We start from the raw sequence: 23,655 nt of genomic DNA on the forward strand, positions 1-23,655 counted from the left end.
CTCATGGCCCTGTCCGTGCCCACCGAGTCCCTGACCGAAGAGTCCCTGCCCACCGATATCGAAGAACTCCTGAAACTCGCCGAGAAGACGGGCGCTGCCCTCGCGCCGCTGGCCGCCGACGTGGACGCCGGCCGTGCCGACGGCCACGAGACGTACCGCATCCTGCGGGACGCGGGCCTGCTGGGGCTGCTCGTGCCGCGGGAGGCGGGCGGCGCCGGGCTCGGCTTCGCCGGGTACTCCCGCGTGCTGGCCGTGCTGGGCGCCCACAACGGCGCCGCCGCCCTCGGCTTCAACATGCACAACGTCGCCATCGGCTCGCTGTGCGAGTCGGCCGCCACACCGCTGCCGCCCGCGGCGGACGCCTTCCGGTCCTGGCTGTACGACGAGGTGGTCCGCGGCCGGAAGATGTTCGCGTCCGCCACCTCCGAGGCCGGGAGCGGGGCGAAGCTGCGGGGGGTGCGCACGACGTACCGCCCCTATGCCGACGGCCGGGGCTATGTCCTCACCGGGGAGAAGTCGTTCGTCTCGCTGGCGGGCGTGGCCGACTACTACGTGGTCGCGGCCCGCGCCGAGGGGACGGAGGGCAGCGGCGAGGTCTCGCACTTCGTGGTGGCCGCCGACGACCCGGGCGTCCGCTTCGGCGAGGTGCACAGCCTGTCCGCGATGTACGGCACCAGCACCGCGGGCATGGTCCTCGACGCCGTGCCCGTACCGCGCTCCCGGCTCTTCCTCGGGGTCGAGGGGATGTCGATGTACAAGCTGGTGCGCGAGCCGCACTGGATGATCTCCGGCTACACCGGCGCGTATCTGGGCATCGCCGAGGCGGTGCTCCGCTTCACCACCGACTACGTCGCCGCCTCGCCCCGCCGGGCCGCCTCCCCGGTGCTGCAGCGGGAGCTCGGCCGGATGGCCGCGCGGCTCGGCGCGGCGCGCGCGCTGGTCCACGAGGCGGGCGCGCGGATCGACAGCGGGCGGGGCACGGTCGGCGCCAACGCCGCGGTGCACGCGGCGAAGTACATCGTCGGCGAGGTCGGCCCGGAGCTCGCCCAGGACGCCGTCCGCATCTGCGGGTCGGCCGCCGTCAACCGCTCGCAGCCGCTGGAACGGCTGCTGCGGGAGGCGTCGTTCGCCTCCGTCATGCCCGCCAAGCCGGAGGAGTGCCTGGAGTACCTCGGCAAGGCGGCCCTCGGTGTCAACCTCCACGACGCGACGGCCTTCGACTGGTGAGCGCCATCCGACCCCGGCCGGCCGCCCCCGCGGGCGCGCCCGCCACCGCCGCGCCGGCGCCCTCCAGGGCGTCGCGCGCCGCCGTGCCCACCGTCACCTACGTGCTGTTGGTGGTGATGGCGGGCGGCACCGTTCCCACACCCGTCTATTCCGTGTACGCGCAGCGGCTGCACCTGTCCCCGCCGGTCGTGGCCCTGGTCTTCGCGGCGTACGCGGGCGGCATCCTGGTCTCCCTGCTGCTGTTCGGGGGGCTGTCGGACCAGATCGGGCGGCGGGCCACGCTCGCCCCGGCGCTGCTGGTGGCCGCGGTCAGCGGCGTCGTCTTCATCGCCTTCCCCACGCTGCCCGGGCTGTTCGCCGGGCGCGTGCTGTCCGGTGTCTCCGTGGGGCTGACCACGGGCGCCGCCACCGCCTATCTGGGGGAGCTGCACCCGGACCGGCCCCGCGCGGCGCTGATCGCGTCGGTCACCAACATGGCCGGTCTGGGCAGCGGTTCCCTGCTGTCGGGGCTGCTGGTGGAGTACGCCCCCTCCCCCACCGTCCTGCCGTACGTCGTCCTGACCGCGCTGCTGCTGCCGGGGCTCGCCCTGGCGTGGCTGCCCGAGCCCGTCGCGCCGCGCGGCGGGGGGATCCGGCCGCAGCGGCTGAGCGTGCCCGCCGCGGCCCGCCGTACGTTCGCCGCCGCGGCGGTCGCGGTCTTCGCGTCCTTCGCGCTGCTGGGGCTGCTGGCCTCGCTTGCGGGGAACTTCCTGGTCGAGGGGCTGCACGACCACAGTCATCTCGCGGTCGGGCTGGTGGCGTTCAGCGCCTTCGGCTCCGCCGGGACGGCCCAGCTGTTCGCGGTGCGGCTGCCGCCACGCACCGGTCTGGCGGTGGGCATGGCCTGTGTGCCGCTGGGGCTCGGGCTGATCGTGGCGGGGCTGTCCGCCGCCTCGCTGCCGCTCTTCCTGTGCGGCTCGGTGCTCGGCGGCGCGGGCGCGGGCACTTCCTTCAAGTCCGGTCTGGCGCTGGTGGCGGCACAGGCGCGGCCCGGCCGCGTCTCGGAGCTGGTCTCCGGCTATTTCGTCGCCGCGTATCTGGGCCTGACCCTGCCGGTCGTCGGGGTGGCCGTGCTGCTGTCGCACGGCACGCTCATGGCGGCCGCGGGCATTTTCGCCGGGGTGGTCACGGTGCTGTGCGCGGCGAGCATCGCGGTCACGGCGGCGGTCGGCTCCCGGCCGCCGCGCCCGACGTGAGGACGTCATGATCACCACCCACGAGAGGACCCCGCCATGACCACCGCATCCGGCAGGAGCGGTGCCGTCGACGACGGCACCGCCATGCTCACCCTCGTCGATCCCGACGGCTTCCGCGCCCTGATGGCCTCCCATCCCGGCGGGGTGGCCGTGGTGACCACCCAGGACGGGCTCGGCAACCCCTACGGCTTCGCGTGCACCGCCTGGTGCGGTGTCTCGCTGGCGCCGCCGCTGCTGCTGTTCTGCGCCTCCAACTCCGGCAGCACGCTCCCGGTGCTCGCGGAGCACGGCTGGTTCGCCCTGAACCTGCTGCACGGGGCGGGCCGCCGCGCGGCGGAGGCGTTCGCCACCCGGGACGCGGGCCGCTTCACGAAGATCCCCTGGCACCTGTCCCCGGACCTCGGTCTCCCCGTACTCCCGGAGGACGCGCACACCTGGGCGGAGTGCCGCGTGATACGCCTCACCCGGGCGGGCGACCACACGATCGTCCTGGGCGAGGTCGTCCGCACGGACGAGGCGCCGGAGCCCCGCCCGGCGCCGTTGCTGTACGGCATGCGCAGGTACGCCACATGGCCCGCGACATGACCGTGCGGGGGCTGCCACGGGGGCAGCCCCCGCACGGGGGTCCGGGAGGTAGGCGTCAGGCGTGCGCTTCGGCCGCCACCGGCTTCGGGATGAGGAAGGACGTCGCGATAGCCACGGCCAGGATGACCACGCCGGCGATCATGCCGGAGGTGTAGCCGGTGGACGACGCCGGGTCCGAGGGCATGGCCGCGGTCTTGACCGCGTACAGGAGGGCGAAGCTGAGACCGGCGCCGAGGTTGAAGGCGCCCGCGTTGAGCCCGGGCAGGAAGCCCGGGTTCTCGCTCGGGGACAGCACGATGCCGAGCCCGTTGAGGACGATGTTCGCCACGCCCGCGTAGGTGATGCCCACCAGGACCGAGGCCACCAGCAGCAGCACGCGGGAGTGGGCGGGCATCGTCAGGATCATCAGGACGACGGAGGCCACTGCCCCGACGAGCCCGATGCGCAGGATCCGCCCGTAGCCGTAGGTGGCGGCGAGCCGGCCCGCGACCGGGCCCATGGCCAGTCCGGCCAGCGCGTACGGCGTGAGGGTCCACCACGCGGACTGCTCGGCGGTCATGCCGAGACCCGCCTTGGCATCCTGCGCGAAGGCGGGGATCAGCCCGTTCATGACGGCGAACACACCGGTCATGGTGAGCACGGTGGTCAGCAGGGTCGCCCAGGTCGAGCGCTGGCGCAGGTGCCGGGTGGCGACCAGGGGGTGGGTGCTGCGGTCCTCGGTCCGCCAGAACAGGGCGAAGGCTACGGCGGAGACGACGACGAGGACGCCGACGAGCGTCCAGTTCGCGGCGCCGAGCTTGCCCGCCTCGTTGAGCGCGATGAGCAGCGCCCCGACCGAGACGACCAGAAGGCCGACGCCCGGCCAGTCCATCCGGTCGGCGGCGGGCACCTTGGACTCGGGGGTCAGGGTGGCGACGAGGACGGTGGCGACGACCGCCACGACCGCCATCGCCCAGAAGACGGACCCGAAGCCGTGGTTGTCGGCGAGGTAGCCGCCGGCGAGGGAGTCGACACCGGCGATGCCGCCGTTGACGGCGGTGATCACGCCCAGGAGGGTGCCGTACTTCTTGGGCTCGGTCACCTCCTGCCGCAGCATGATCAGGCACAGCGGGACGACCGGGCCGGACGCGCCCTGGATGACACGGCCGACGAAGAGCATGGGCACGCTGGTCGCCAGCGCGGCCACGACGCATCCGACGGCCATCAGGGCCAGCATCCCGGCCAGGACCTTGCGGCGGCCGATGACGTCGCCGAGGCGCGGCAGGAAGAGCGAGAACAGGGCGGCCGAGGTGAAGAAGGCGGTCTGGGTGAGACCGATCTCGGCGGAGCTGGCGCCGAGGCTGTCCTCGATGCTCTTCAGCGCGGGGCTGAGCATGCTCGCGTTCAGCTGGAAGGCGATGCAGGCCGTGAGGAGAGCGGTGACGAGCACGCCCACGCGGACGGGGCGGTGGCCGGTCACGTCGGGCCGGTCACCGTGGATGCGGTCGGTACGGGAAACGTTCATGCCTCGTGGATCTCTGGGAACGCAGCGATCGGCTGCTACCGGAGTGGACAAAGTTACCGTCTCCGGTCAAAAGGGGCTGTATCTCTGGGGCAGCCGGTCACGCTCCTGGCGCACCGCCTCCCAAACACAGAAAAACCCCAGCAAATGCTGGGGTTCTTCGTGGTGTCCGAGGGGGGACTTGAACCCCCACGCCCGATAAAGGGCACTAGCACCTCAAGCTAGCGCGTCTGCCATTCCGCCACCCGGACAAGGTGTCTGTCTCTGCGGGGTGTTCCCCGCGGCGACATGGATAACAATACCAAGGTTTCGGAGTGCCTTTCACCTGGGTATCCATGCGGGCCATAAGCTCCATTTATGGGCAATGCTGGACAAACCGTGACGCCGAACGGCGTCGCACGGCGCAGACCCCGGCCGCTGTCGCCGCTGCGGGAGCATCTGCGGGACACCTTCTGGTTCGCCCCGGCCGTGGGGCTGGTGGGGGCCGCGGTGACGGCGGTGGTGGCCCTGGAGCTCGACGGGCTGCTGATCGAGACCCTCCAGCGGGAGGGCGACTACGACACCGTCTCCTCCCTGATCGACCTCGCCGACGACACGAAGTCGATCATCACCACCGTGGGGTCCGCGATGCTGACCTTCATCGGCGTGGTGTTCTCCATCAGCCTGGTCGCGCTCCAGATGGCCAGCGGGCAGTTCTCGCCGCGCGTGGTGCGGCTCTACGTCCGCAGCCGGATCACCAAGTGCACGTTCGCGGTCTTCCTCGCGACGTTCCTGTTCGCGCTGCTGGTGCAGGCCTCGTACCAGGGGGACACCGATCCCCGCACGGTGCAGACGGTGCCGTTCCTCTCCAGCATCGCCTGCGTGGTGATGGTCATGGTGAGCCTGGTGCTGTTCATCGCCTATGTGAACTCCACGATCCGGCTGATGCGGGTCAGCCACGTCATCGACCGGATCGCCTGGGAGTCCTTCCGGGTGCTGGACAAGCACGGCGCGGCGGGCGCCGAGGCCCCGGCCCTCGGCCCCGCCTCGGCCGAGGTCGCCCACCGGGGCCGGGCCGGGGTGCTGCGGGACGTGAACATCGCGCGGCTGGTGCGGGTGGCCCGGCGGTACGGGGTCGTGCTGCGGCTCATCCCCCGGATCGGGGACTTCGTCGTGCCGGGCACGCCGGTGCTCGCGGTGCACGGCGGTACGGGGCCGCCGCCGCGGGCGCTGCGCTACACCGTCTCGGTGGGCGTGGAGCGCACCTTCCACCAGGACCTGGGGTTCGGGCTGCGGCAGTTGTCCGACATCGCGCAGCGGGCCCTGTCCCCCGCCGTCAACGACCCCACGACCGCCGTGCAGTGCCTGGACCGGATCGTACAGATCCTGGCCGCCGTCGCCGGCCGCCCCCTGGGCGCGCTGCGCCACTGCGACCGCCGGGGAACGGTGCGGCTGGTGCAGGACCTGCCCGGCTGGACGGACCTCGTCGACCTGGGCTTCGCCGAGATCCGCGGCTGCGCGACGGGTGCGCCGCAGGTGACCCGGCGCCTGATGGCGGCGCTGGAGGACCTGACCGCCCTGGCCCCGGAGGGGCGGCGCCCACCGTTGCTGCGCCACCGCGAGTTGCTGCGGCAGGCGGTGGAACGCCACGTACGGGAGCCGGCGGACCGGGAGTTCGCGCTCCTCCCGGACCGCCAGGGGATCGGCTAGGCAGGGCTTTTCTTCCCCCAAGCCCCGCCGCCAGAGCGTCCGGCGCCGCCGGGGAGAATGAGGCGTTCACCGCCACCACCAGCACCGGGACTGATCGCCATGGGACGGGTCACCGCACGACGCCGAGTCATCCGCATCCGGGACGGGGCCGTCGGCGCCCGCCCCGACACCTTGGTGGCCGAGGAGCCGATGGAGATCCGGCTGAACGGCAAGCCGCTCGCGATCACCATGCGCACCCCCGGCGACGACTTCGCGCTCGCGGCGGGGTTCCTGGTCAGCGAGGGCGTGCTGGGCGGCGCGGAGGAGCTGGCCAACATCGTCTACTGCGCGGGGGCGACGGTGGGGGCACCCCCAGCGGTAGCTGGGGGAGGCTCGAACACGTACAACGTCGTGGACGTGCGGCTCGCGCCCGGGGTGCCGTTGCCCGACATCGCGCTGGAGCGCAACGTCTACACCACGTCGTCGTGCGGCCTGTGCGGCAAGGCGAGCCTGGACGCCGTACGGACGACCGCACGGCACGCCATTTCCGACGGTCCGTCACCGATGCGGCTGGAACCGGCACTTCTGGCCGCCCTGCCCGACCGGCTGCGGGCGGCACAGCAGGTCTTCGAGCGGACGGGCGGCCTGCACGGTGCGGCGCTGTTCTCCGCGGAGGGCGAACTGCTCGATGTGCGCGAGGACGTGGGCCGGCACAACGCGGTCGACAAGATCGTCGGGCGGGCGCTCCAGCAGGGGCTGCTGCCGCTGTCGGGCACGGTGCTGCTGGTGTCGGGGCGCGCCTCGTTCGAGCTGGCGCAGAAGGCGGTCATGGCGGGCATCCCGGTGCTCGCGGCGGTGTCGGCGCCGTCGTCGCTGGCGGTGGACCTGGCCGCGGAGACCGGGCTGACGCTGGTGGGCTTCCTGCGCGGGTCGTCGATGAACGTGTACGCGGGTGAGCAGCGGGTGGTGCTGGACTGACGGCTGCGGCGCCCTCAGTCGGTCGCCTCCGCGACCCGGGTCAGGAGCGCCAGGAACTGTTCGCGCTCGGCGGGCGAGAGGACGGCGAGCAGCGTCTCGTTGGCCTCCTCGCCCAGGGCCGCGAGGCGGGCCAGGAGCCGGCGGCCCTCGGGGGTGAGGGAGATCGCGTTCTTGCGGCGGTCGGTGGGGTCGGGGGCGCGGGTGACGAGCTCGGCGGCCTGGAGGTCGTTGAGGATGCCGACCATGTCCTTGGGATCGAAGCCCGTGGTGCGGCCGAGCTCCGCCTGGGCGACGGGGCCGCGGTCGGCGACGGCGGACAGCACGGCGTGGTGCGGCATGCGCATGCCCTCGCGGGCGAGGGCCTCGCCGACGAGGCGGCGGCCGCGCGCGGAGGCGCGGTTGAGCAGCCAGCTGGGGAGGGCGCGGATCCGGGTGAGCGCGGGCTCGTTCTCTGCCATGGCACGAGCCTACCGAAGAAACCATTGGACCTCCCAACGAAACAGGGATACCGTTGGGCTCACCAACGACTCCTGTGAGGTGAGGTGCCCATGCGTCGCGTCCGGTATCACGAGAACGGCGGCCCCGAGGTCCTGCGCGTCGAGACGACGGACGTCCCCCGCCCCGGCCCCGGCGAACTCCTGCTGCGCACCGAGGCCGTCGGCGTCACCCTCCCGGTCGTGCGGAAGGTGCGCGAGGGCGGCCTCCCGCTGCCCGCGAGCCTGGGCGGCGAGGTCGCCGGGGAGATCGTCGCCGTCGGCCCGGAGGTGACCGGCTTCGCCGTCGGCGACCGCGTCACGGGCCTGTGCTTCGCCGACGGCTACGCCGACCACTCCCTCCTCCACTCCTCCATGGCCTCCCCCGTGCCCGCCTCGGCAAGCGCCGTGGACGCCGTCGCGCTCGTACGCTGCGGCCTCGTCGCCCTCGGTGCCTACGAGGCCGCCCGCCCGGCCGAGGGCGAGTCGGTGCTCGTGACGGCCGCGGCGAGCGGGGCGGGCCACCTCGCCGTACAGCTCGCCAAGGCGCGCGGCGCGAAGCGGGTGGTGGGCGCGGTGAGCTCGGCCGCGAAGGCCGACTTCGTGCGGTCGCTGGGCGCGGACGAGGTCGTGACGTACGACGCGCTCGCGGACGTCGCACCGGTCGACATCGTCCTGGACGCCGTCGGCGGCGCGCTCCTGACCCCCGCGCTCGCGGCGCTCGCGCCCGGCGGGCGGCTGGTGGCGTACAGCTCGGGCGGCGGCACGATCGAGGCGTACGACCTGCTGGTCGGCGCGAAGTCCGCCATCGGCTTCCAGATGGCGCTCATCGCCCGGCACCGGCCCGCGCTGATGGAGCAGTGGCGCCTTGAGCTGTGGGAACTCCTCGCCGCCGGGCGGCTGCGACCCCGGATCCACGCCGAACTGCCGCTGGAGGAAGCCGCCGAGGCGCACCGGATCATCGAGTCGCGCGTCAACCTCGGCAAGGTGGTGCTGCGCCCCGTGTGAGCTCATTGGCGCAACCGGCCTTGTGGGACCACGGCCCGCCCCGTACGTTCGGCCTCACCGGGCAGGCGTACGCGCCGCCCGGTTTCCGCGTGTCACGACAGCTCCCGCACTGCCTCGACGCGAAAGGGCCGGGCCATGGCGCCGCTCCCCCGCACAGGTCCCCGACACACCGTCACTTACGCTCCTTCCCGCGCCCGCCGCGCCGCGGGGCGCACGGCGGCGGCCGCGCTGTCGATCACGCTGCTCGCGCTCGCGCTCCAGCCCGTACGGGCCGGGGCGTCCGGTCCGGGCGGGTTCGAGGAGCGCGTGCTGTTCAAGGCGGGGCAGACAGAGGGCGAGGCGGAAGGGGACTACGCCTGCTTCCGCATCCCCGCGCTCGTGGCCACGGCCCGCGGCGCCCTGCTCGCCTTCGCCGAGGGCCGAAGACACAACTGCGGCGACGCCACCGACATCGACATCGTCCTCAGGCGCTCCACCGACGGGGGCCGTACGTGGGGTCCGCTGCGGGTCGTCGACGAGGGCCGGGGCGACACCCACGGCAACCCGGCGCCCGTCGTCGACCGGCGCACCGGCCGGATCGTGCTCGCCACGACCTACAACGCGGGCCGCCCGGACGCGGGCAACTGCGACGTGCCCTGCGACCGCACCCCGCACGTGCAGTACAGCGACGACGACGGCACGACCTGGTCGCGGCCGCGCGACATCACCCGGGAGATCCGGCCGCGCGGCTGGAACTCCTGGTACGCCACCGGCCCCGGCCACGGCATCCAGCTCGTCCACGGGCCGCACCGCGGCCGCCTCGTCGTCGGGGTCAACGCCGAGAGCCACGACGGCACCCGGGTCACCGCCGACCACGCCGCGCTCGCCCTCAGCGACGACGGGGGCGCACATTGGCGGCTGGGCGCCGTGGACACCCACCGCATCGCGCGCGACGGCACGTACCGCCAGATGCCCTCCGAACTCATCCTCGCCGAGCGGAGCGACGGGGCGATCCACGTCAACGGCCGCGAGCAGGGCGGCACCGACCTCGGCAACCGCGACGTCGCGGTCAGCCGCGACGCGGGGAACACCTTCGACGCCCCTTTCCAGGCGGTTCCCGACCTCTACGCCCCCATGGTCCAGGGGGCCGTCCTGCCGCTGCGCGACGGCCGCTGGCTGCTGTCCCTGCCCGCGGACCCCGACCGCCGCCGCACGATGACCATCCGCTCCTCCTACGACCAGGGGCGCACCTGGGAGAGCGTGGAACGCGGCAGGCGCGTCACCGCCGACTGGTCCGGCTACTCCGACATGGCCGTCGTCTCCCCCGGGACGGCCGGGCTGCTCTACGAGGCGGGCAAGGCCGACGCGCACGACGAGATCCGCTTCGCCCGCTTCACCGAGAGGTGGCTGGGCCCGCGCCGCGGCCCCGACCCCACAACACCGGACCTGGCGCCGGGCGCGCCGGGCGCCACCGTCCTCGGCGGGGCGCGCCCGGTCGCGGGCCGCTTCGGCGGAGCGCTGTCGTTCGACGGCACGGACGCCGCGGTGCGGCTCCCCTACCGGCGGGAACTCCCGCTGGGTGAACGGGACTTCACGGCGTCGCTGTGGTTCCGGGCGCCGGCCGCCGTGCGCGGGGAGCAGCCGCTGCTGTGGATGGGCGGGGTCGGCGGCGCGCCCCAGGTGTCCCTGCGGAGCGACGCCCGGGGCGTCACCGGCTCCCTCACCGCCGTGACCGGCCCGGGCCCGGCCCGGTCGGCCACGGCACGGGCGGCGGGCGCGTACGAGGACGGTAACTGGCACTTCGTGGCCCTGCGGCGCGGGGGCGGGCGCCTCACTCTCACGGTGGACGGCGCGTCCGTGGCGGTGGCGGGCGTGCGGGGGTCTGTGAGCCGGACGTCTCCGTTCGGCGTGCACGTGGGGCAACGGCCGGATGGTCGTGGGTTCTTCCGCGGTGAACTGGACGAAGTTCGGGTGTATGGGCGGGGGTTGTCGGATGCGGAGCTGGCGCGATTGCGCGGGTCGAACGACGGGGTGTCGCCGCGGGCGCTGCGCGTCTGGCTGCCGCTGGACAGCTAGGGGAAGGTCCGTTGCCGCCTGCGGCGGGGGCGCCCTGCGGGCGCGTCCTCAATCGCCGGACGGGCTGGATTTCGCGGGCCGTAGCCGGAAATCAGCCTGTCCGGCGTTTGAGGACACCGCGCGGTCCGGGGTCCGGGGCGGAGCCCCGGTTTCGGGAAGGGGCGGGGCTGGGGAAGAGCCCGCCGCAGGCGTCCTCGCGTACCGCTTCGCCAACACCGCGCACACCATCAACTGCATCTGATGGAAAAGCATCAACGGCAACACCGCCAGACTCGCCTGCGCCCCAAAGAGCACGCCGGCCATGGGCAGCCCCCCGGCCAAGCTCTTCTTCGAGCCGCAGAAGATGATCGCGATGCGGTCCTCGCGGCTGAAGCCGAGCCGGCGCGAAGCGTAGGTCGTGATCGTGAGCATGAGCGCGAGGAGCACCGCCTCGACGCCGAGCAGCGCCAGCAGGCGTACGGGGGTGACCTGGTGCCAGATGCCGCGGATGACGCCCTCGCTGAACGCGGCGTAGACGACGAGGAGGATCGAGCCCCGGTCGACGTATCCCAGCACCTTCTTGTGCCGGACGAGGAAGCCGCTCACCCAGCGGCGCAGCAGCTGGCCGGCCAGGAAGGGGATGAGCAGCTGGGTGACGATCGAGAGCAGGGAGTGCGCGGAGAAGCCGCCGCCGCTGTTGCCCAGGAGAAGGGCGGCGAGGAGCGGGGTGAGGATGATGCCGACGATGCTGGAGAAGGAGCCCGCGCAGACCGCCGCCGCCACGTTGCCGCGCGCGATGGAGGTGAAGGCGATGGACGACTGGATGGTCGAGGGCACCAGGCACAGGAAGAGCAGCCCCGAGTGGAGCTGTGGGGTCAGGACGTACGGGACGAGGCCGCGGGCGGCCAGCCCGAGCAGCGGGAAGAGCACGAACGTACAGGCCAGGACGGTCAGGTGCAGCCGCCAGTGGCGCAGCCCGTCCATCGCCTCGCGGGCGGAGAGCCGGGCGCCGTAGAGGAAGAACAGGAGCGCGACCGCCGCCGTGGCGGTGCCGCCGGCGACCGGCGCGGCGGCGCCGCGGGCGGGCAGCAGGGCGGCGAGGAGGACCGTGCCGAGCAGGGCGGCTATATAGGGGTCCAGGGGGACGCGGGAGAGGAAGGCAGGGCGTCGCATGCCGTTGAGCCTGCCTCTGACCTGCGATATCGGGAACCCCGCTCACCGCACTGACTGTTATCACAGATGGAGATAGCATGGACTGGTGTTCGATCCCGTGCAGCTCCGTACGTTCCTCACCGTCGCGCAGACGCTGAGCTTCACGCAGGCCGCCGGGCGGCTGGGGCTGCGGCAGTCGACGGTGAGCCAGCAGGTGCGCAGGCTGGAGGCGGCGGCCGGGCGGCAGCTGTTCGCCCGGGACACCCACGGGGTGGAGCTGACCGAGGACGGCGAGGCGATGCTCGGCTTCGCCCGCACGATCCTGGAGGCGAACGAGCGCGCCACGGGCTGGTTCGCGGGGACGCGGCTGCGCGGCCGACTGCGGTTCGGGGCGTCGGAGGACTTCGTGCTGACCCGGCTGCCCGAGATCCTGGAGGGCTTCCGGCGCGACCACCCGGAGGTCGACCTGGAGCTGACCGTCGACCTCTCCGGGACGCTGCACCAGCAGCTGGCGGCGGGGCGCTTCGACCTGGTGCTGGTCAAGCGGCACCCCGACGAGCCGCACGGGCGGCTGGTCTGGCGGGACCGGCTGGTGTGGATCGGCAGCGAGCGGCTGCGCCTGGACCCGCACCGGCCGCTGCCCCTGGTCGTCTTCCCGCCGCCCGCGGTGACCCGGGCCCGCGCCCTGGAGGTGCTGGAGCGGCACGGGCGCGCCTGGCGGGTGACGTGTACGAGCGGCAGCCTCAACGGCCTGGTGGCGGCGGCCCGTGCGGGTCTTGGGGTGATGGCCCATACGCAGGGCATGATCCCGCCGGGCCTGTCGCGGATCCCGGCCCGGGCCGGGCTGCCGGAGCTGGGCGGCATCGACGTAGTGCTGCTGTACGGGGCCGCGCCCGCCGCCCGGGGGCCCGCGGAGGCGCTGGCGGAGGCGATCCTGGCGTCCGGCGACCGCCTCCAGACCCCGGGGCTCCGGCAGGCCTGAACGCGCGGGTCCGACGCGCCGCGCTTTTGCCTCTGAGGTACACATCAAGCGCAGACCCGGTGAGGGATTGGCACAGGGTCGTACGGAAAAGGGTTCGGGACCCGCCCGGACCGGGTACGGTCACCGCGCTGCACGGAGCGTCACGAGAAACAAGCAGGAGCTGGCCAGTTGCGCGAGTTCACCGTCCCACCCCTGGTGACGTCGCCCCACGTCGGAGGGCTGGCGGACGTCGTCTTCGACCGCGCGGCCGCACACCCGGAGGAAGTCGCGTTCGGCCGCAAGGGCCCGGACGGCCGGTGGCGGGACGTGACCGCCGCGGCCTTCAGGGACGAGGTGCTGGCGCTGGCGAAGGGCCTGCTCGCGGAGGGGATCCGGTTCGGCGACCGGGTCGCCGTCATGTCCCGTACGCGCTACGAGTGGACGCTCTTCGACTTCGCCCTGTGGACGGTCGGCGCGCAGTCCGTGCCGCTGTACCCCACCTCCTCGGCCGAGCAGGTCCGCTGGATCCTGCACGACGCGGGCGTCACCGCCTGTGTCGTCGAGCACGAGGACCACGCGATGACGGTGGGTTCCGTCGTCGACGGGCTGCCACGGCTGTCCCGGCTGTGGCAGCTGGACGACGGTGCCGTCGAGACGCTGAGCGCCGCGGGCGGGCGGATCGCGGACGAGGTCGTGCACCGGCACCGGATGGCGCTCACCCCCTCGACCCCGGCGACCGTCATCTACACCTCCGGCACCACGGGCCGACCCAAGGGCTGTGTGCTCACCCACGCCAATTTCATGGCGGAGGCCGACAACGTCCTCGAACGCTACGCGAGCGTCTTCCGCTCCCGGCCCGGCGAGGCGGCGGCCACCCTGCTCTTCCTGCCGCTGGCGCATGTCTTCGGGCGGATGGTGCAGGTCGCGGCGGTGCGGGGCGGGGTCAAGCTGGGCCACCAGCCCCAGCTGACAGCCGCCGCGCTGCTGCCCGACCTGCGGGACTTCCGGCCGACGTTCGTGCTCGCCGTGCCGTACGTCTTCGAGAAGATCTTCGCGACGGCCCGCCGCGCGGCGGAGTCCGAGGGGCGCGGCGGCCCCTTCGACAAGGCCGTCGAGGTCGCCGTGCGGTACGCGGAGGCGCTGGAGCAGCGGGCCTTCGGCACCGGGCCGGGGCCGGGCGCCGCGCTGCGCGTGCGGCACCAGGTCTTCGACCGGCTCGTCTACGCCCGGGTGCGCGCGGCCCTGGGCGGCCGGGTCCGGTACGCGATGTCGGGCGGCTCGGCGATGGACCGGCGGCTGGGGCTGTTCCTCGCGGGCGCGGGCGTCACCGTGCTGGAGGGGTACGGCCTGACGGAGACGACCGGCGCCGCGACCGCCAACCCGCCCGAGCGGACCCGCTTCGGGACGGTGGGGCAGCCCGTGCCGGGCACGACCGTGCGCATCGCCGACGACGGCGAGATCTGGCTGCGCGGCGGGCAGGTCTTCTCCGGCTATCTGGGCGACCCGAGGGGGACGGACGCGGTGCTGCGCGACGGCTGGTTCGCCACCGGGGACCTGGGCGCGCTGGACGCGGACGGCTATCTGACCATCACCGGGCGGAAGAAGGAGATCCTGGTGACGTCGGGCGGCAAGAGCGTGTCACCGCTGCCGCTGGAGGAGCGGGTGCGCTCCCACCCGCTGGTCGCGCACTGCCTCGTCGTCGGCAACGACCGCCCGTACGTGGCCGCGCTGGTCACCCTCGACATGGAGGCGGTGGCGCACTGGCTGAGGCTGCGGGGCGAGCCGCGGCCGGACCCGGGCGAGCTGGTGCGCGACCCGGGTCTGGAGGCCGCGGTGCGGCGGGCGGTCGTCGCGGCCAACACCCAGGTCTCCCAGGCGGAGTCGATCCGTACGTTCCGGATACTGGCCGCCCAGTTCACCGAGGAGCACGGGCTGCTGACGCCGTCGCTGAAGCTCAGGCGGCGGGCGATCGAGCAGGCGTACGCCCGGGAGGTCGAGGCGCTGTACCGGACGTGACCTCCGTCGGCGTGGGCGAACCGGGAATGCGGCGATGGGGATTCCGGTTGACGATGGACGTCACTGCACGACCGACGTAAGGATCCATGCTCGTGAGCAAGGTGCCCTCCCTCACCCTGAACAACGGCGTCGAGATGCCCCAGCTGGGCTACGGCGTCTGGCAGGTGCCGGACGATCAGGCGTTCGACGCCGTCACCACCGCCCTGGAGACCGGGTACCGCAGCATCGACACCGCCGCCGTCTACGGCAACGAGGAGGGCGTCGGCAAGGCACTCGCCGCGACCGACGTCCCGCGCGGCGAGATCTTCGTGACCACCAAGGTGTGGAACTCCGACCACGGCCACGACGCCACCCTGCGCGCCTTCGACGCGTCGATGGACCGGCTCGGCCTGGACTACGCGGACCTCTATCTCATCCACTGGCCCGTGCCGTCGCGCGACACCTTCGTCGACACCTACAAGGCCCTGGAGAAGCTCCTGGCCGACGGCCGCGCCAAGGCCATCGGCGTCTGCAACTTCCAGCCCGCCCACCTGGAGCGGCTGCTCGCCGAGACGTCCGTGGTCCCGGCCGTCAACCAGATCGAGCTGCACCCGAACCTGGCACAGGCCGAGCTGCGCGCCCTGCACGCGCGGCACGGCATCGCCACCGAGGCGTGGTCGCCGCTCGGCCAGGGCAAGGGGCTGCTCTCCGACCCGACGATCGTCCGGCTCGCGGACAAGCACGGCCGGACCCCGGCCCAGATCGTGCTGCGCTGGCACCTCCAGCTCGGCAACGTGGTCATCCCCAAGTCCGTGACCCCGTCCCGCATCCGCGAGAACCTCGACGTCTTCGGCTTCGAGCTGGACGCCGACGACCTCCGGGCCGTCGCGGCGCTCGACAGCGGCAAGCGACTGGGTCCGGATCCGGACGAGTTCGACCTCTGACACGCGGGCATGGATGAGCTCGGCGGAAACGGACAGAACTCCGGTCAGGAAGACCGGCCGTACCACCGAGTCGAGGAGTGACGGTCATGACGACGAGCCCGTCCATTGCCACGTACGGCGAACCGGGCACGACGGTCCAGCCCAGCACGCCCGGCGCCGACGCGCCGGCGGCCACCCGCGGCCGGACCACGATCGCCGACGGCGTCGTGGAGAAGATCGCGGGACTGGCCGCCCGCGAGGTGCCGGGCGTGCACACCCTCGGCGGCGGGTTCGCCCGCACGCTGGGCGCGGTGCGCGAGCGGGTGCCCGGCGCGCGCTCCAGCGTCACCCGCGGGGTGAAGGTCGAGGTCGGCGAGCGCCAGACGGCGGTCGACCTCGACATCGTGGTCGAGTACGGCGTCCCGATCACGGCCGTCGCGGGCGAGGTCCGCGAGAACGTGATCGCCGCGGTGGAGCGGATGACGGGGCTGGAGGTGGTGGAGGTCAACATCGCGGTGGTGGACGTCCGCCTGCCGGACGACGACGACCCGGTGGAGTCGGAGGTCCGCGTCCACTGACGCGCGGGCGCGCCGGGCGGTCGCGCCCCGCGAGGACCGAGCGCTAGGGCCGCGCGCCGTGCAGGGGCGCGATCGCCTCCACCCGCCGTGCCAGCTCCACGTCGAGCCCCGTCACCTTCCCCCCGACGCTGTGCGTGTTCACGCTCAGACCCACCGTGTTGTAACCCAGCGTCAGATCCGAGTGATGCCCCAACTCCTCCTGGATCTGGGCGATGTGAATCACCATCGCCGCAGCCGGGAAGTGCCCTTCGAAGGAGTACGTGCGGCTGATCCGATCGCCGTCCGTCGTCCAGCCGGGCAGCTCCTGGAGGCGCTGTTCGACGTCCTTCTGCGAGAGCGGTTCGACGGCCATGAGGAATCCCCTTCGTCGTGGGTGCCGGTGACTCAAGCGTCCCACGTGACGGGGGCGGTTTCGCGTCAATGTGCCGGGCGGCGCACGGCGAGTTCACGGATCCCTTCCGGGGTGAGGGTGGCCCTCCTATGCTCCGGCGCCGGACGTGACGGGTCATCGGCGGCAGGGGACGGACACATGGACGGTACGGGCAGCACCCGCAGGGGCTTCATCGGCGGCGCGGCGGCCGTCGCCGCGGCGGCCGGGACGACCGCGCTCGGCGGCGGCAGGGCGGCAGCGGCCCCGCGCAGAAGATCCGGCGGACGGAGCGTCGCCGTGCTCGGCGGCGGCGTCGCCGGGCTGACCGCGGCCCACGAACTCGCCGAGCGCGGCTTCCAGGTGACGGTGTACGAGAAGAAGGCACCCGGCGGCAAGGCCCGCAGCATGGACGTGCCGGGCAGCGCGCGGGGCAACCGCAGGCCCCTGCCCGCCGAGCACGGCTTCCGCTTCTTCCCCGGCTTCTACCGCAACCTCCCCGACACCATGCGCCGGATCCCCTTCCCCGGCAACGCGGGCGGCTGCCACGACAACCTCGTGCCGTCCTCCGAGGAGCTGTTCGCCCGCGTCGGCCACGAGGACATCCGGCTGCCCTTCCACACCATCGGCGAACCGCCCGCCGTGCTCACCCCGGACGCCCTGCGCCGCGCGCTCATCGGCTTCTTCGACGCGTTCGGGAACATCCCCGCCACCGAGATGGCGTACTTCGCGAGCCGCATGCTCGTCTGGTTCACCAGCTGCGAGCGGCGCCGGCTCGATGCGTGGGAGCGGATGCCCTGGTGGGAGTTCATCCGCGCCGCGCGGATGTCGCCGAACTACCAGCGGCTGCTGGCGATCGGCATCACCCGCAACATCGTGGCGACGAAGGCGGAGGTCGCCAGCACCCGGACCGTCTGCACCTGTGTGGAGGCGTTCTTCCTCAATGTGCTGGGGCGGGGCGCGGACGGCGAGCCCGACCGGGTGCTCAACGCGCCCACCGACGAGGCGTGGATCGACCCGTGGGTGACGTATCTGCGCTCGCTCGGCGTCACCTTCCGCGTCGGCTGGACCGTACGGGACCTCCGCCTGGAGGGCGGCCGGATCGCCGAGGCCGTCGTCCAGGACCCGGCCGGGGCCCGGCAGTCGGTGACCGCCGACCACTTCGTCTCGGCCATGCCGGTCGAGCACGCGCGGACCACCTGGAACGCCCAAGTCAGGGCAGCCGACCCGCAGCTGGGGCGCTGCGACGAGCTGCGGACGGACTGGATGACGGGCATTCAGTTCTATCTGACGGAGCCGACGCCCATCGTCCACGGCCACATCAACCACATCGACTCCCCCTGGTCGATCACCTCCGTGGGCCAGGCCCAGTTCTGGTCCGGCCGCGACTTCCCCGCGCAATACGGTGACGGTGTGGCCGTCGACTGCCTGTCGGCGGACGTCTCCGAGTGGGACAGGCCCGGCATCCTCTACGGCAAGACGGCCAAGCAGTGCACCCGCGAGGAGGTCGCCCGCGAGGTGTGGGCGCAGATGAAAGCGGGGCTCAACGACACCGGGCGCACGGTGCTGAGCGACGCGTCGCTGCACTCGTGGTTCCTCGACCCGGCCGTGGAGATCGGCGGCCCGCGCCCGGCCAACGACGAGCAGCTCCTCATCCACCCCGTGGGCACCTGGTTCAACCGCCCCCAGGCGCGCACGGCGATCCCCAACTTCTTCCTCTGCGGGGACTACGTGGCGACCGACATCGACCTGGCCACGATGGAGGGGGCGAACGCGTCCGCCCGCGCGGCGGTGAACGCGCTGCTGGACGAGGCGGGTTCGGGGGCGGAGCGGTGTGCGGTCATTCCGCTGTACCGCGCGCCGGAGCTCGAACTCTTCCGCGCGACGGACGAGCTGCGCCATCGGCTGGGCCTGCCGAACGCGCTCGACCTGGGGTAGCCCGCGCCCGCCGGACGGCGACGGCGGGTTACGGTCGGTCCATGACGACTGTCGTGGATGCCCCCGGGGTGGGCGCGCTCCTGCGCGAGTGGCGGGAGCGGCGCCGGATCAGCCAGCTGGAACTGGCCCTGCGCGCCGACTCCTCCGCCCGGCACATCAGCTTTGTCGAGACGGGGCGTTCCCGGCCGAGCCGCGAGATGGTCCTGCGCCTCGCGGACCACCTCGACGTGCCCGTGCGGGAGCGGAACGCGCTCCTCGTCGCGGCCGGCTACGCCCCGCACTTCCCCGAACGCCCCCTGGGCGACCCGGCGCTGGCCGGGGTGCGGGAGGCTCTGGAGCGGCTGCTGCGGGCGTACGAGCCGTACCCGGCGCTGGTCGTCGACGGCGCGTACGACGTGGTCGCCGCCAACCGCGGCATCGCCCTGCTGCTGGAGGGCGTCGCCGAGCCGCTGCTCGCGGCCCCGCTGAACGCGATGCGCGTCACCATGCACCCCCGTGGCCTGGCGCCGCGCATCCGCAACTACCGCGAGTGGCGCGAGCATCTGCTGCACCAGATGGAGCGTCAGCTCGCCCTGATGCGGTCCGCTCCCCTGCGCGCCCTGTACGAGGAGGTCAGCGGCTATCCACTGCCGGAGGGCGGCGAGGAGCGGGTGGCGAGTGGTGAGGTGGTGCCGTTCGCGCTGCCGATGGTGATCGAGCACGGGGGCCACGTCCTGTCGTTCGTCTCGTCCATCGCCACGTTCAACACCCCGATGGACGTGACCGTCTCCGAACTGGCGGTGGAGACGTTCCTCCCCGCCGACCCGGAGACGGCCGCCCGCCTTCAGGAGCTGCACGCGCTCATGCCGTAGGCACCCGGTCCAGGAAACCGAGGACGGACCGGATCCGCCCGTCCTCGGCCAGGGTGAGCACGTCGGATCCTGCGACGGGCGCGGACCCGTCGGCGAGCGAGACCAGCTCCCAGCCGAATCGCGCGACGCCGTGGTGCCCGTCGACCTGCCCGAGGAGCCGGAACTCGAACCCCGGGAACTGCTCGTGCGCCCCGGCTATGACGGCGACGACCCGGTCGTGCCCGCTCACCTCGACGAGGGGATCGGTGTAGGACCCGCCCTCGACCCAGGCAGCGGCGACGGCCTTGGCGAGCGCGTCCGCGCCGGTGGCGTTCCACGCCTCGAAGTAGCGGGCGACGGCGGTCTCGTACTGCGACATGGTGAATCTCCTCGATGCGGAAGCGGTCCAGGTGCGCGGCCCCCGGGCCGGAGTGCGCCGGCCCGGGTTCCGCTGCGCCCACTCTGCCGGGGCGGGGCGGACGGGGCGATTACCTGTGAGGTAGGTCAGGCCGCTCCGGGGGCTCTCGGGGGGAACGGGATCGCCGCGAGGGTGGGGATCAGGCTCTTCTCCTCGTGGTCCAGATGGACCGTCAGCTCCTCGGTCATGCGGTCGAGTTCGGCGAGGAAGCGGGCGGGGTCGGCAGCGGTGATGTCCGCGAGGTGGGCGAGGAGTTCGCCCTTGATGCGGGAGACCGTGCGGTGTTCGTCGCGGAGCCGGTCGAGGGTCCCGCGCAGGTGCGGGTGGTGGGCGGCCAGGCCGGGGAACATGTGCGCGTCCTCACTGGTGTGGTGGAACTCCAGCGACTGGCAGAACGCCAGGCAGTGCTGCCTGATCTGGAAACCGAGCCCCGCGAGGGCCGGGTCGCCGGGCCCCTGGTGCGCGGCGAAGTGGGCTTCGGCCTCGGCGCGCACGTGGCACAGCTGTGCGCGGAGCCAGGTGTGGACCTCCAGCAGCTTGTCGGCGACGCTGGTGATCTCGCGGGGGTTCTCCTCCGCCACGCGTTCCAGGGCGACGACCGGCAGGGTCCGGGTGGTGGCCGCCTGGTAGTCGCCGTATCCGGGTGCCGCGCTCACGACGTGCGCGAAGAGCCGGTCGCGGCGGGCTCCTTCGGCCGGGACCGCGATCGCGGCGAAGGTCTCGGTGCCGGCCTCCACCCGCACCTGGGGGTGGGCGAGGAGGTTGTGGTACCAGTCGGGGTGGCGTGGCGCGCCGAGGTTGGAGCCGACGATCAGCAGCAGGCCGTCGTGGCGGACGTAGCCGAGCGGGGTGGTGTGTTCGGTGCCCGATTTCGCGCCGGTGGTGGTCAGCAGGAGCAGGTCGCCGCCCTCGAAGGGGCCGCCGACCTTTCCGCCTCCGGCCCGGAACTGTTCGATGACGGACTGGTTGAAGGACATGGGCATGCGGTGTCGAATTCTCCGGGAAGAGTGTGTGGTCCGCGGCGGGCCGCGAAGAAGGCATGGCGTACTGACGCGGCGTCACACGGCGGTGCGGGGCACCGCGGAGGACGGAACGCTGAAGGTCAGCCGCAGGATGCGAGGAGTGAACTCATGGCTTGTTCCCTGAGTGAAGGTGCTCGCCCGGTCGCCGACCCGCCCACTGCTCTTCGGTCGGCACCACGCTGCACAGGGGCCATTACAGCCACCCGGCGATCGTCTGTCAACGCGGGAGCGGCCCCCGCTCCACCGATGGGAGAGCGGGGGCCGCAGGGGACGCGTGGTGTCAGCTGCGCAGCGGGCCTTCGCAGGTGAAGGGGGCCGTGCCCGCTCTGCCGTCGGTCCAGATGTCGACCGCGCCGAAGGAGCAGTTCATGTCGGCGAGGTTGTTGGCGGCGGGACCGGCGCGGTCGAGGAGGAAGTAGTCGACGGTGCCGGACATGTCCTTGAAGACGGCGTCGGGGTCACCGGACGCGGACAGGTTCGCGGTGATCCGGCCGGTGCAGACGAAGCGCGCCGGGCCGTGTGTGTCGCCATTGGACGCGCACTGCGGTGTGTTCGAGGTGGCGCCGGCGAAGGCCGAGCGCACGTCCTCGGCCCGGGCGTAGGCGAGGGAGCCGTTGGGGGTGAAGTGGGTGTCGGGGACGTACAGCTTGTCCACCTGGGCGATCTGCTCGTCGAGGAAGGCGTCGTACTCCCGCTGCTGCGCGGCGTCCGCGCCCATCCGGGTGCGCCAGGCGTCGAAGCCCTTGGGGTCGTCGGCGCGTTGATAGCCGTACATCTCGCGGATCAGTGACGGGTGGTGCTGCCAGAGGAACTCGAAGTACGTGCCCGCGTAGGCGTAGAAGCGGAAGCCGTCGCCGGCGTAGGTGGCGTGCAGCAGTTGCTGGACGGTCATCCGCGGGCCGCCGCCGGCGGTGTCCGTGATCACGCTCTGGACGAGGGACTTGCGGACCTTGATGCCCTCGTCGCGGGTGGCGCCGTCGAAGAACTCGGCGGTGCCCTCGTCCATGGCGGTGGTCAGGTCGCCGGAGTACCAGCGGGGGTCGCCGAAGGTGCCGGGCACGGCCCAGCGGCCGTTGAGGTAGTGGGTGTACTCGTGGCGGAAGAGCTCTTCGAGGGTGAGCGAGGAGTCCTGCGGGACGCGGCGCTGGTAGGTGTAGAAGGTCGCGCCCTGCTCGATGTAGACGCCGCCGTTGTTGGTGCCCATGCCGGTGAGCAGGGGGTGGAAGACCTCGTAGTCGGCGCGCGAGGCGTAGAGGTGGATGTGGAGGGTGGTGTTGGTGTCGTCGGGCAGCGGGGCGTCGGTGCCGAGCACCCGGAAGAACTGGGTCTTGACCTGCTTGCTCGCGTAGTAGAGCTGGTCGACGGTGGCGCGGTCGAGGGCGGTGCGCACCTGGATGGCGCCGTTGTCGTAGGTGTAGGTCTGCGGGAAGAGGTCGTTCTCGATCTGCTGCTTGCAGACGTGGTGGCGCTCGCAGTCCCCGAAGGTGTTCAGCCATGAGACGACGCTGGCCCAAGGGGCGCTGAATTTGCCGAAGTTGGCCTCGGTGACGGGCAGCAGCGTGCCGAGGTCGGTGACGATGGCGGTCTTGAGGCTGTCGATCTGGCCGAAGCGGCCGTATTCGCCGAGGGCGTCGCGTACGGCCCAGGCGTTGGCCGTGCCCTTGAGGTGGGTGTGGCCGGAGAAGGCGCGGAAGGCGGCGCGGTAGCCGGGGTCGGCGGCGGCCGCCTGCCGGAACGCGGTGTCGTTGTTGCCGGGGTAGACGCCGAGGTAGTTGACGGTGAGGGCGGCGAGGGTGGCACCGCCCCAGGCGGCGTCACCTGTGGTGGGTGCGCCGGGGCCCATGGTGGCCAGCACCCGCTCGACCAGGGGCAGTTGGTGCTGGCGCAGGCCGGGCGCGCTCGCGGCGTCGAGGGTCTCGCGCAGGGTGTCGGCGTTGGGCCGGGTGGGGTCGAAGGTGTGGGCGCTGCCGCCGTAGGCGTCGACCGCGCGGCGCATGGCCTCGGCGGTGGGGGCGTCGGCGATGTCGATCTCGTGGTGCGAGAAGGCGTGGTAGGCCACGGCGTGCAGGTAGGTGAACAGCTCGTACAGATGGGCCGTGTCGGTGCCGTCGTGGCCGGGGGCGAGAGCGGTGGCGCGCCGGGCGACGGCCTGGATGTGGGCCCGGGACATCACCGGCGCGAGGCGGGGGTCCCAGGTCCATATCAGTCCGCGCAGGCAGGTGTCCGCCGTGACGGCGGGGTCGGTGAGGAAGTCCGCGAGCTGTTCGGGGCCGAGGGCGGTGATGCCGTCGAGGGTGCAGGGGGTGGTGCCGCGCAGGGCCCTGGCGGTGGAGCGGTGGTGGGGCGCGGCGCCCGGGGCGGTGTCGCCGGGTATGCGGCCGGCGGATATCAGGCCGCCGCCGGGTGCGGTCCCCTGATCCTTCGCGGGCGGTACGGCGAGCCGGTCGACGTCGTCGGCCGGGCCGGTGCGGGCCGGGGCCGTGGAGGGGGCGGCGGCCGGGGCGGGGGCGGCTTGTGCGGCCTGGACCGCGGGGAGGGCCAGGCAGGCGGTGAGGGCGGTGGCGAGCAGCCCTCTTCGGACGTGGCGCAAGGCGTGCATGGTTTCTCCTGCTGGAAGTTGACACTGCATCAGCTGAGAGAGTGCGCCCGTACATTAGTAATGTGACATTGCACTGACAACTCGGTGGCCACACCTTTGCCAGGGCTTGCCTTTTCCGCACCGGGGCCCGGGGCGAAGCCCCTGTCGAGATAAGGCCCTGGAG

The 23,655-nt window shown here is 72.7% G+C and carries 20 protein-coding genes and 1 tRNA gene; 13 read left to right on the top strand and 8 right to left on the bottom strand.

Features of this window, described 5'->3' with window-relative positions; genetic code table 11:
* Window positions 1-15: 15 nt before the first annotated feature.
* From ABD269_RS25665 to ABD269_RS25675, 3 genes are read left to right on the top strand one after another with little or no spacing between them, the layout of a single operon-like run.
* Window positions 16-1,227, top strand: a complete 1,212-nt coding sequence (locus tag ABD269_RS25665; protein WP_301891369.1) for an acyl-CoA dehydrogenase family protein — start codon at window positions 16-18, stop codon at window positions 1,225-1,227.
* Window positions 1,224-2,462, top strand: coding sequence for an MFS transporter (locus tag ABD269_RS25670; RefSeq protein WP_344121457.1), 1,239 nt, complete (start codon window positions 1,224-1,226; stop codon window positions 2,460-2,462). Before ABD269_RS25665 ends, ABD269_RS25670 begins: the two co-directional genes overlap by 4 nt.
* Window positions 2,463-2,498: 36 nt before the next feature.
* Window positions 2,499-3,047 (top strand): flavin reductase family protein, encoded by a 549-nt coding sequence (locus ABD269_RS25675; RefSeq protein WP_344121458.1) that lies wholly within the window; start codon window positions 2,499-2,501, stop codon window positions 3,045-3,047.
* 55 nt (window positions 3,048-3,102) lie between these two features.
* Here ABD269_RS25675 and uriT read toward each other — a convergent pair whose 3' ends face one another.
* A complete protein-coding gene (gene uriT, locus ABD269_RS25680; RefSeq protein WP_344121460.1) occupies window positions 3,103-4,551 on the bottom strand; it encodes a uridine transporter UriT in 1,449 nt (482 codons plus the stop codon).
* A 160-nt stretch (window positions 4,552-4,711) separates the two neighbouring features.
* Window positions 4,712-4,799 (bottom strand) — tRNA-Leu (locus tag ABD269_RS25685).
* A gap of 106 nt (window positions 4,800-4,905) precedes the next feature.
* On the opposite strand from ABD269_RS25685, the gene ABD269_RS25690 reads away from it, so the two are divergent.
* Both ABD269_RS25690 and fdhD read left to right on the top strand, forming a co-directional pair.
* Window positions 4,906-6,237 carry a DUF2254 domain-containing protein gene (locus ABD269_RS25690; RefSeq protein ID WP_344121462.1) on the top strand — a complete coding sequence of 444 codons (1,332 nt, stop codon included), beginning with the start codon at window positions 4,906-4,908 and terminating at the stop codon, window positions 6,235-6,237.
* A gap of 99 nt (window positions 6,238-6,336) precedes the next feature.
* Window positions 6,337-7,194, top strand: a complete 858-nt coding sequence (gene fdhD, locus ABD269_RS25695) for a formate dehydrogenase accessory sulfurtransferase FdhD (RefSeq protein ID WP_344121464.1) — start codon at window positions 6,337-6,339, stop codon at window positions 7,192-7,194.
* A gap of 14 nt (window positions 7,195-7,208) precedes the next feature.
* On the opposite strand, the gene ABD269_RS25700 is transcribed toward fdhD, so the two are convergent.
* Complete coding sequence (locus ABD269_RS25700; RefSeq protein WP_301891378.1) at window positions 7,209-7,652, bottom strand: MarR family winged helix-turn-helix transcriptional regulator; 444 nt, start codon at window positions 7,650-7,652, stop codon at window positions 7,209-7,211.
* Window positions 7,653-7,742: 90 nt separating this feature from the next.
* On the opposite strand from ABD269_RS25700, the gene ABD269_RS25705 reads away from it, so the two are divergent.
* Window positions 7,743-8,675, top strand: a complete 933-nt coding sequence (locus tag ABD269_RS25705) for a quinone oxidoreductase family protein (RefSeq protein WP_344121465.1) — start codon at window positions 7,743-7,745, stop codon at window positions 8,673-8,675.
* 135 nt (window positions 8,676-8,810) lie between these two features.
* Window positions 8,811-10,730, top strand: coding sequence for an exo-alpha-sialidase (locus tag ABD269_RS25710; protein WP_344121467.1), 1,920 nt, complete (start codon window positions 8,811-8,813; stop codon window positions 10,728-10,730).
* Window positions 10,731-10,778: 48 nt separating this feature from the next.
* Here the strand turns inward: ABD269_RS25710 and ABD269_RS25715 are convergent, their stop codons facing one another.
* Window positions 10,779-11,882: a bile acid:sodium symporter family protein gene (locus ABD269_RS25715; RefSeq protein ID WP_344121469.1), complete on the bottom strand. Its 1,104-nt coding sequence runs from the start codon at window positions 11,880-11,882 to the stop codon at window positions 10,779-10,781.
* Window positions 11,883-11,967: 85 nt separating this feature from the next.
* On the opposite strand from ABD269_RS25715, the gene ABD269_RS25720 reads away from it, so the two are divergent.
* The 4 genes from ABD269_RS25720 to ABD269_RS25735 all read left to right on the top strand — a co-directional run bounded on the left by ABD269_RS25720 (window position 11,968) and on the right by ABD269_RS25735 (window position 16,318).
* The gene (locus ABD269_RS25720; protein WP_344121471.1) at window positions 11,968-12,843 is read left to right on the top strand and encodes a LysR family transcriptional regulator; all 876 of its coding nucleotides are present in this window, start codon (window positions 11,968-11,970) and stop codon (window positions 12,841-12,843) included.
* A 168-nt stretch (window positions 12,844-13,011) separates the two neighbouring features.
* Window positions 13,012-14,838 (top strand): AMP-dependent synthetase/ligase, encoded by a 1,827-nt coding sequence (locus tag ABD269_RS25725; protein ID WP_344121473.1) that lies wholly within the window; start codon window positions 13,012-13,014, stop codon window positions 14,836-14,838.
* Window positions 14,839-14,930: 92 nt separating this feature from the next.
* Entirely contained in the window at window positions 14,931-15,761 is an 831-nt protein-coding gene (locus tag ABD269_RS25730; protein ID WP_301891384.1) for an aldo/keto reductase, read from the top strand.
* A gap of 86 nt (window positions 15,762-15,847) precedes the next feature.
* Entirely contained in the window at window positions 15,848-16,318 is a 471-nt protein-coding gene (locus ABD269_RS25735; RefSeq protein ID WP_301891385.1) for an Asp23/Gls24 family envelope stress response protein, read from the top strand.
* 43 nt (window positions 16,319-16,361) lie between these two features.
* Here the strand turns inward: ABD269_RS25735 and ABD269_RS25740 are convergent, their stop codons facing one another.
* Window positions 16,362-16,670: a 4a-hydroxytetrahydrobiopterin dehydratase gene (locus ABD269_RS25740; protein WP_301891386.1), complete on the bottom strand. Its 309-nt coding sequence runs from the start codon at window positions 16,668-16,670 to the stop codon at window positions 16,362-16,364.
* A gap of 177 nt (window positions 16,671-16,847) precedes the next feature.
* Between ABD269_RS25740 and ABD269_RS25745 the strand changes: the two genes are divergently transcribed.
* Together ABD269_RS25745 and ABD269_RS25750 are read left to right on the top strand one after the other, a co-directional pair.
* Complete coding sequence (locus ABD269_RS25745) at window positions 16,848-18,623, top strand: hydroxysqualene dehydroxylase (RefSeq protein WP_344121477.1); 1,776 nt, start codon at window positions 16,848-16,850, stop codon at window positions 18,621-18,623.
* Window positions 18,624-18,664: 41 nt separating this feature from the next.
* The gene (locus tag ABD269_RS25750; protein ID WP_344121479.1) at window positions 18,665-19,474 is read left to right on the top strand and encodes a helix-turn-helix domain-containing protein; all 810 of its coding nucleotides are present in this window, start codon (window positions 18,665-18,667) and stop codon (window positions 19,472-19,474) included.
* Here ABD269_RS25750 and ABD269_RS25755 read toward each other — a convergent pair.
* From ABD269_RS25755 to ABD269_RS25765, 3 genes are all read right to left on the bottom strand, one after another.
* Complete coding sequence (locus tag ABD269_RS25755) at window positions 19,464-19,832, bottom strand: nuclear transport factor 2 family protein (protein ID WP_344121481.1); 369 nt, start codon at window positions 19,830-19,832, stop codon at window positions 19,464-19,466. The genes ABD269_RS25750 and ABD269_RS25755 overlap by 11 nt on opposite strands.
* Window positions 19,833-19,957: 125 nt before the next feature.
* Entirely contained in the window at window positions 19,958-20,854 is an 897-nt protein-coding gene (locus ABD269_RS25760) for a nitroreductase/quinone reductase family protein (protein WP_344121483.1), read from the bottom strand.
* 319 nt (window positions 20,855-21,173) lie between these two features.
* Window positions 21,174-23,492 carry a collagenase gene (locus ABD269_RS25765; protein ID WP_344121486.1) on the bottom strand — a complete coding sequence of 773 codons (2,319 nt, stop codon included), beginning with the start codon at window positions 23,490-23,492 and terminating at the stop codon, window positions 21,174-21,176.
* Between the last annotated feature and the right edge of the window lie 163 nt (window positions 23,493-23,655).

It is taken from the genome of Streptomyces blastmyceticus (assembly GCF_039521185.1).
GTDB lineage: Bacteria > Actinomycetota > Actinomycetes > Streptomycetales > Streptomycetaceae > Streptomyces > Streptomyces blastmyceticus.

Excerpts from the sequence above, each read along its gene's own strand:
- ABD269_RS25675 (WP_344121458.1), top strand. The coding sequence starts at position 2,499 with ATGACCACCGCATCCGGCAGGAGCGGTGCCGTCGACGACGGCACCGCC.
- uriT (WP_344121460.1), bottom strand. The coding sequence starts at position 4,551 with ATGAACGTTTCCCGTACCGACCGCATCCACGGTGACCGGCCCGACGTG.
- ABD269_RS25690 (WP_344121462.1), top strand. The coding sequence starts at position 4,906 with ATGGGCAATGCTGGACAAACCGTGACGCCGAACGGCGTCGCACGGCGC.
- fdhD (WP_344121464.1), top strand. The coding sequence starts at position 6,337 with ATGGGACGGGTCACCGCACGACGCCGAGTCATCCGCATCCGGGACGGG.
- ABD269_RS25700 (WP_301891378.1), bottom strand. The coding sequence starts at position 7,652 with ATGGCAGAGAACGAGCCCGCGCTCACCCGGATCCGCGCCCTCCCCAGC.
- ABD269_RS25705 (WP_344121465.1), top strand. The coding sequence starts at position 7,743 with ATGCGTCGCGTCCGGTATCACGAGAACGGCGGCCCCGAGGTCCTGCGC.
- ABD269_RS25710 (WP_344121467.1), top strand. The coding sequence starts at position 8,811 with ATGGCGCCGCTCCCCCGCACAGGTCCCCGACACACCGTCACTTACGCT.
- ABD269_RS25715 (WP_344121469.1), bottom strand. The coding sequence starts at position 11,882 with ATGCGACGCCCTGCCTTCCTCTCCCGCGTCCCCCTGGACCCCTATATA.
- ABD269_RS25735 (WP_301891385.1), top strand. The coding sequence starts at position 15,848 with ATGACGACGAGCCCGTCCATTGCCACGTACGGCGAACCGGGCACGACG.
- ABD269_RS25740 (WP_301891386.1), bottom strand. The coding sequence starts at position 16,670 with ATGGCCGTCGAACCGCTCTCGCAGAAGGACGTCGAACAGCGCCTCCAG.
- ABD269_RS25745 (WP_344121477.1), top strand. The coding sequence starts at position 16,848 with ATGGACGGTACGGGCAGCACCCGCAGGGGCTTCATCGGCGGCGCGGCG.
- ABD269_RS25750 (WP_344121479.1), top strand. The coding sequence starts at position 18,665 with ATGACGACTGTCGTGGATGCCCCCGGGGTGGGCGCGCTCCTGCGCGAG.
- ABD269_RS25755 (WP_344121481.1), bottom strand. The coding sequence starts at position 19,832 with ATGTCGCAGTACGAGACCGCCGTCGCCCGCTACTTCGAGGCGTGGAAC.
- ABD269_RS25760 (WP_344121483.1), bottom strand. The coding sequence starts at position 20,854 with ATGCCCATGTCCTTCAACCAGTCCGTCATCGAACAGTTCCGGGCCGGA.
- ABD269_RS25765 (WP_344121486.1), bottom strand. The coding sequence starts at position 23,492 with ATGCACGCCTTGCGCCACGTCCGAAGAGGGCTGCTCGCCACCGCCCTC.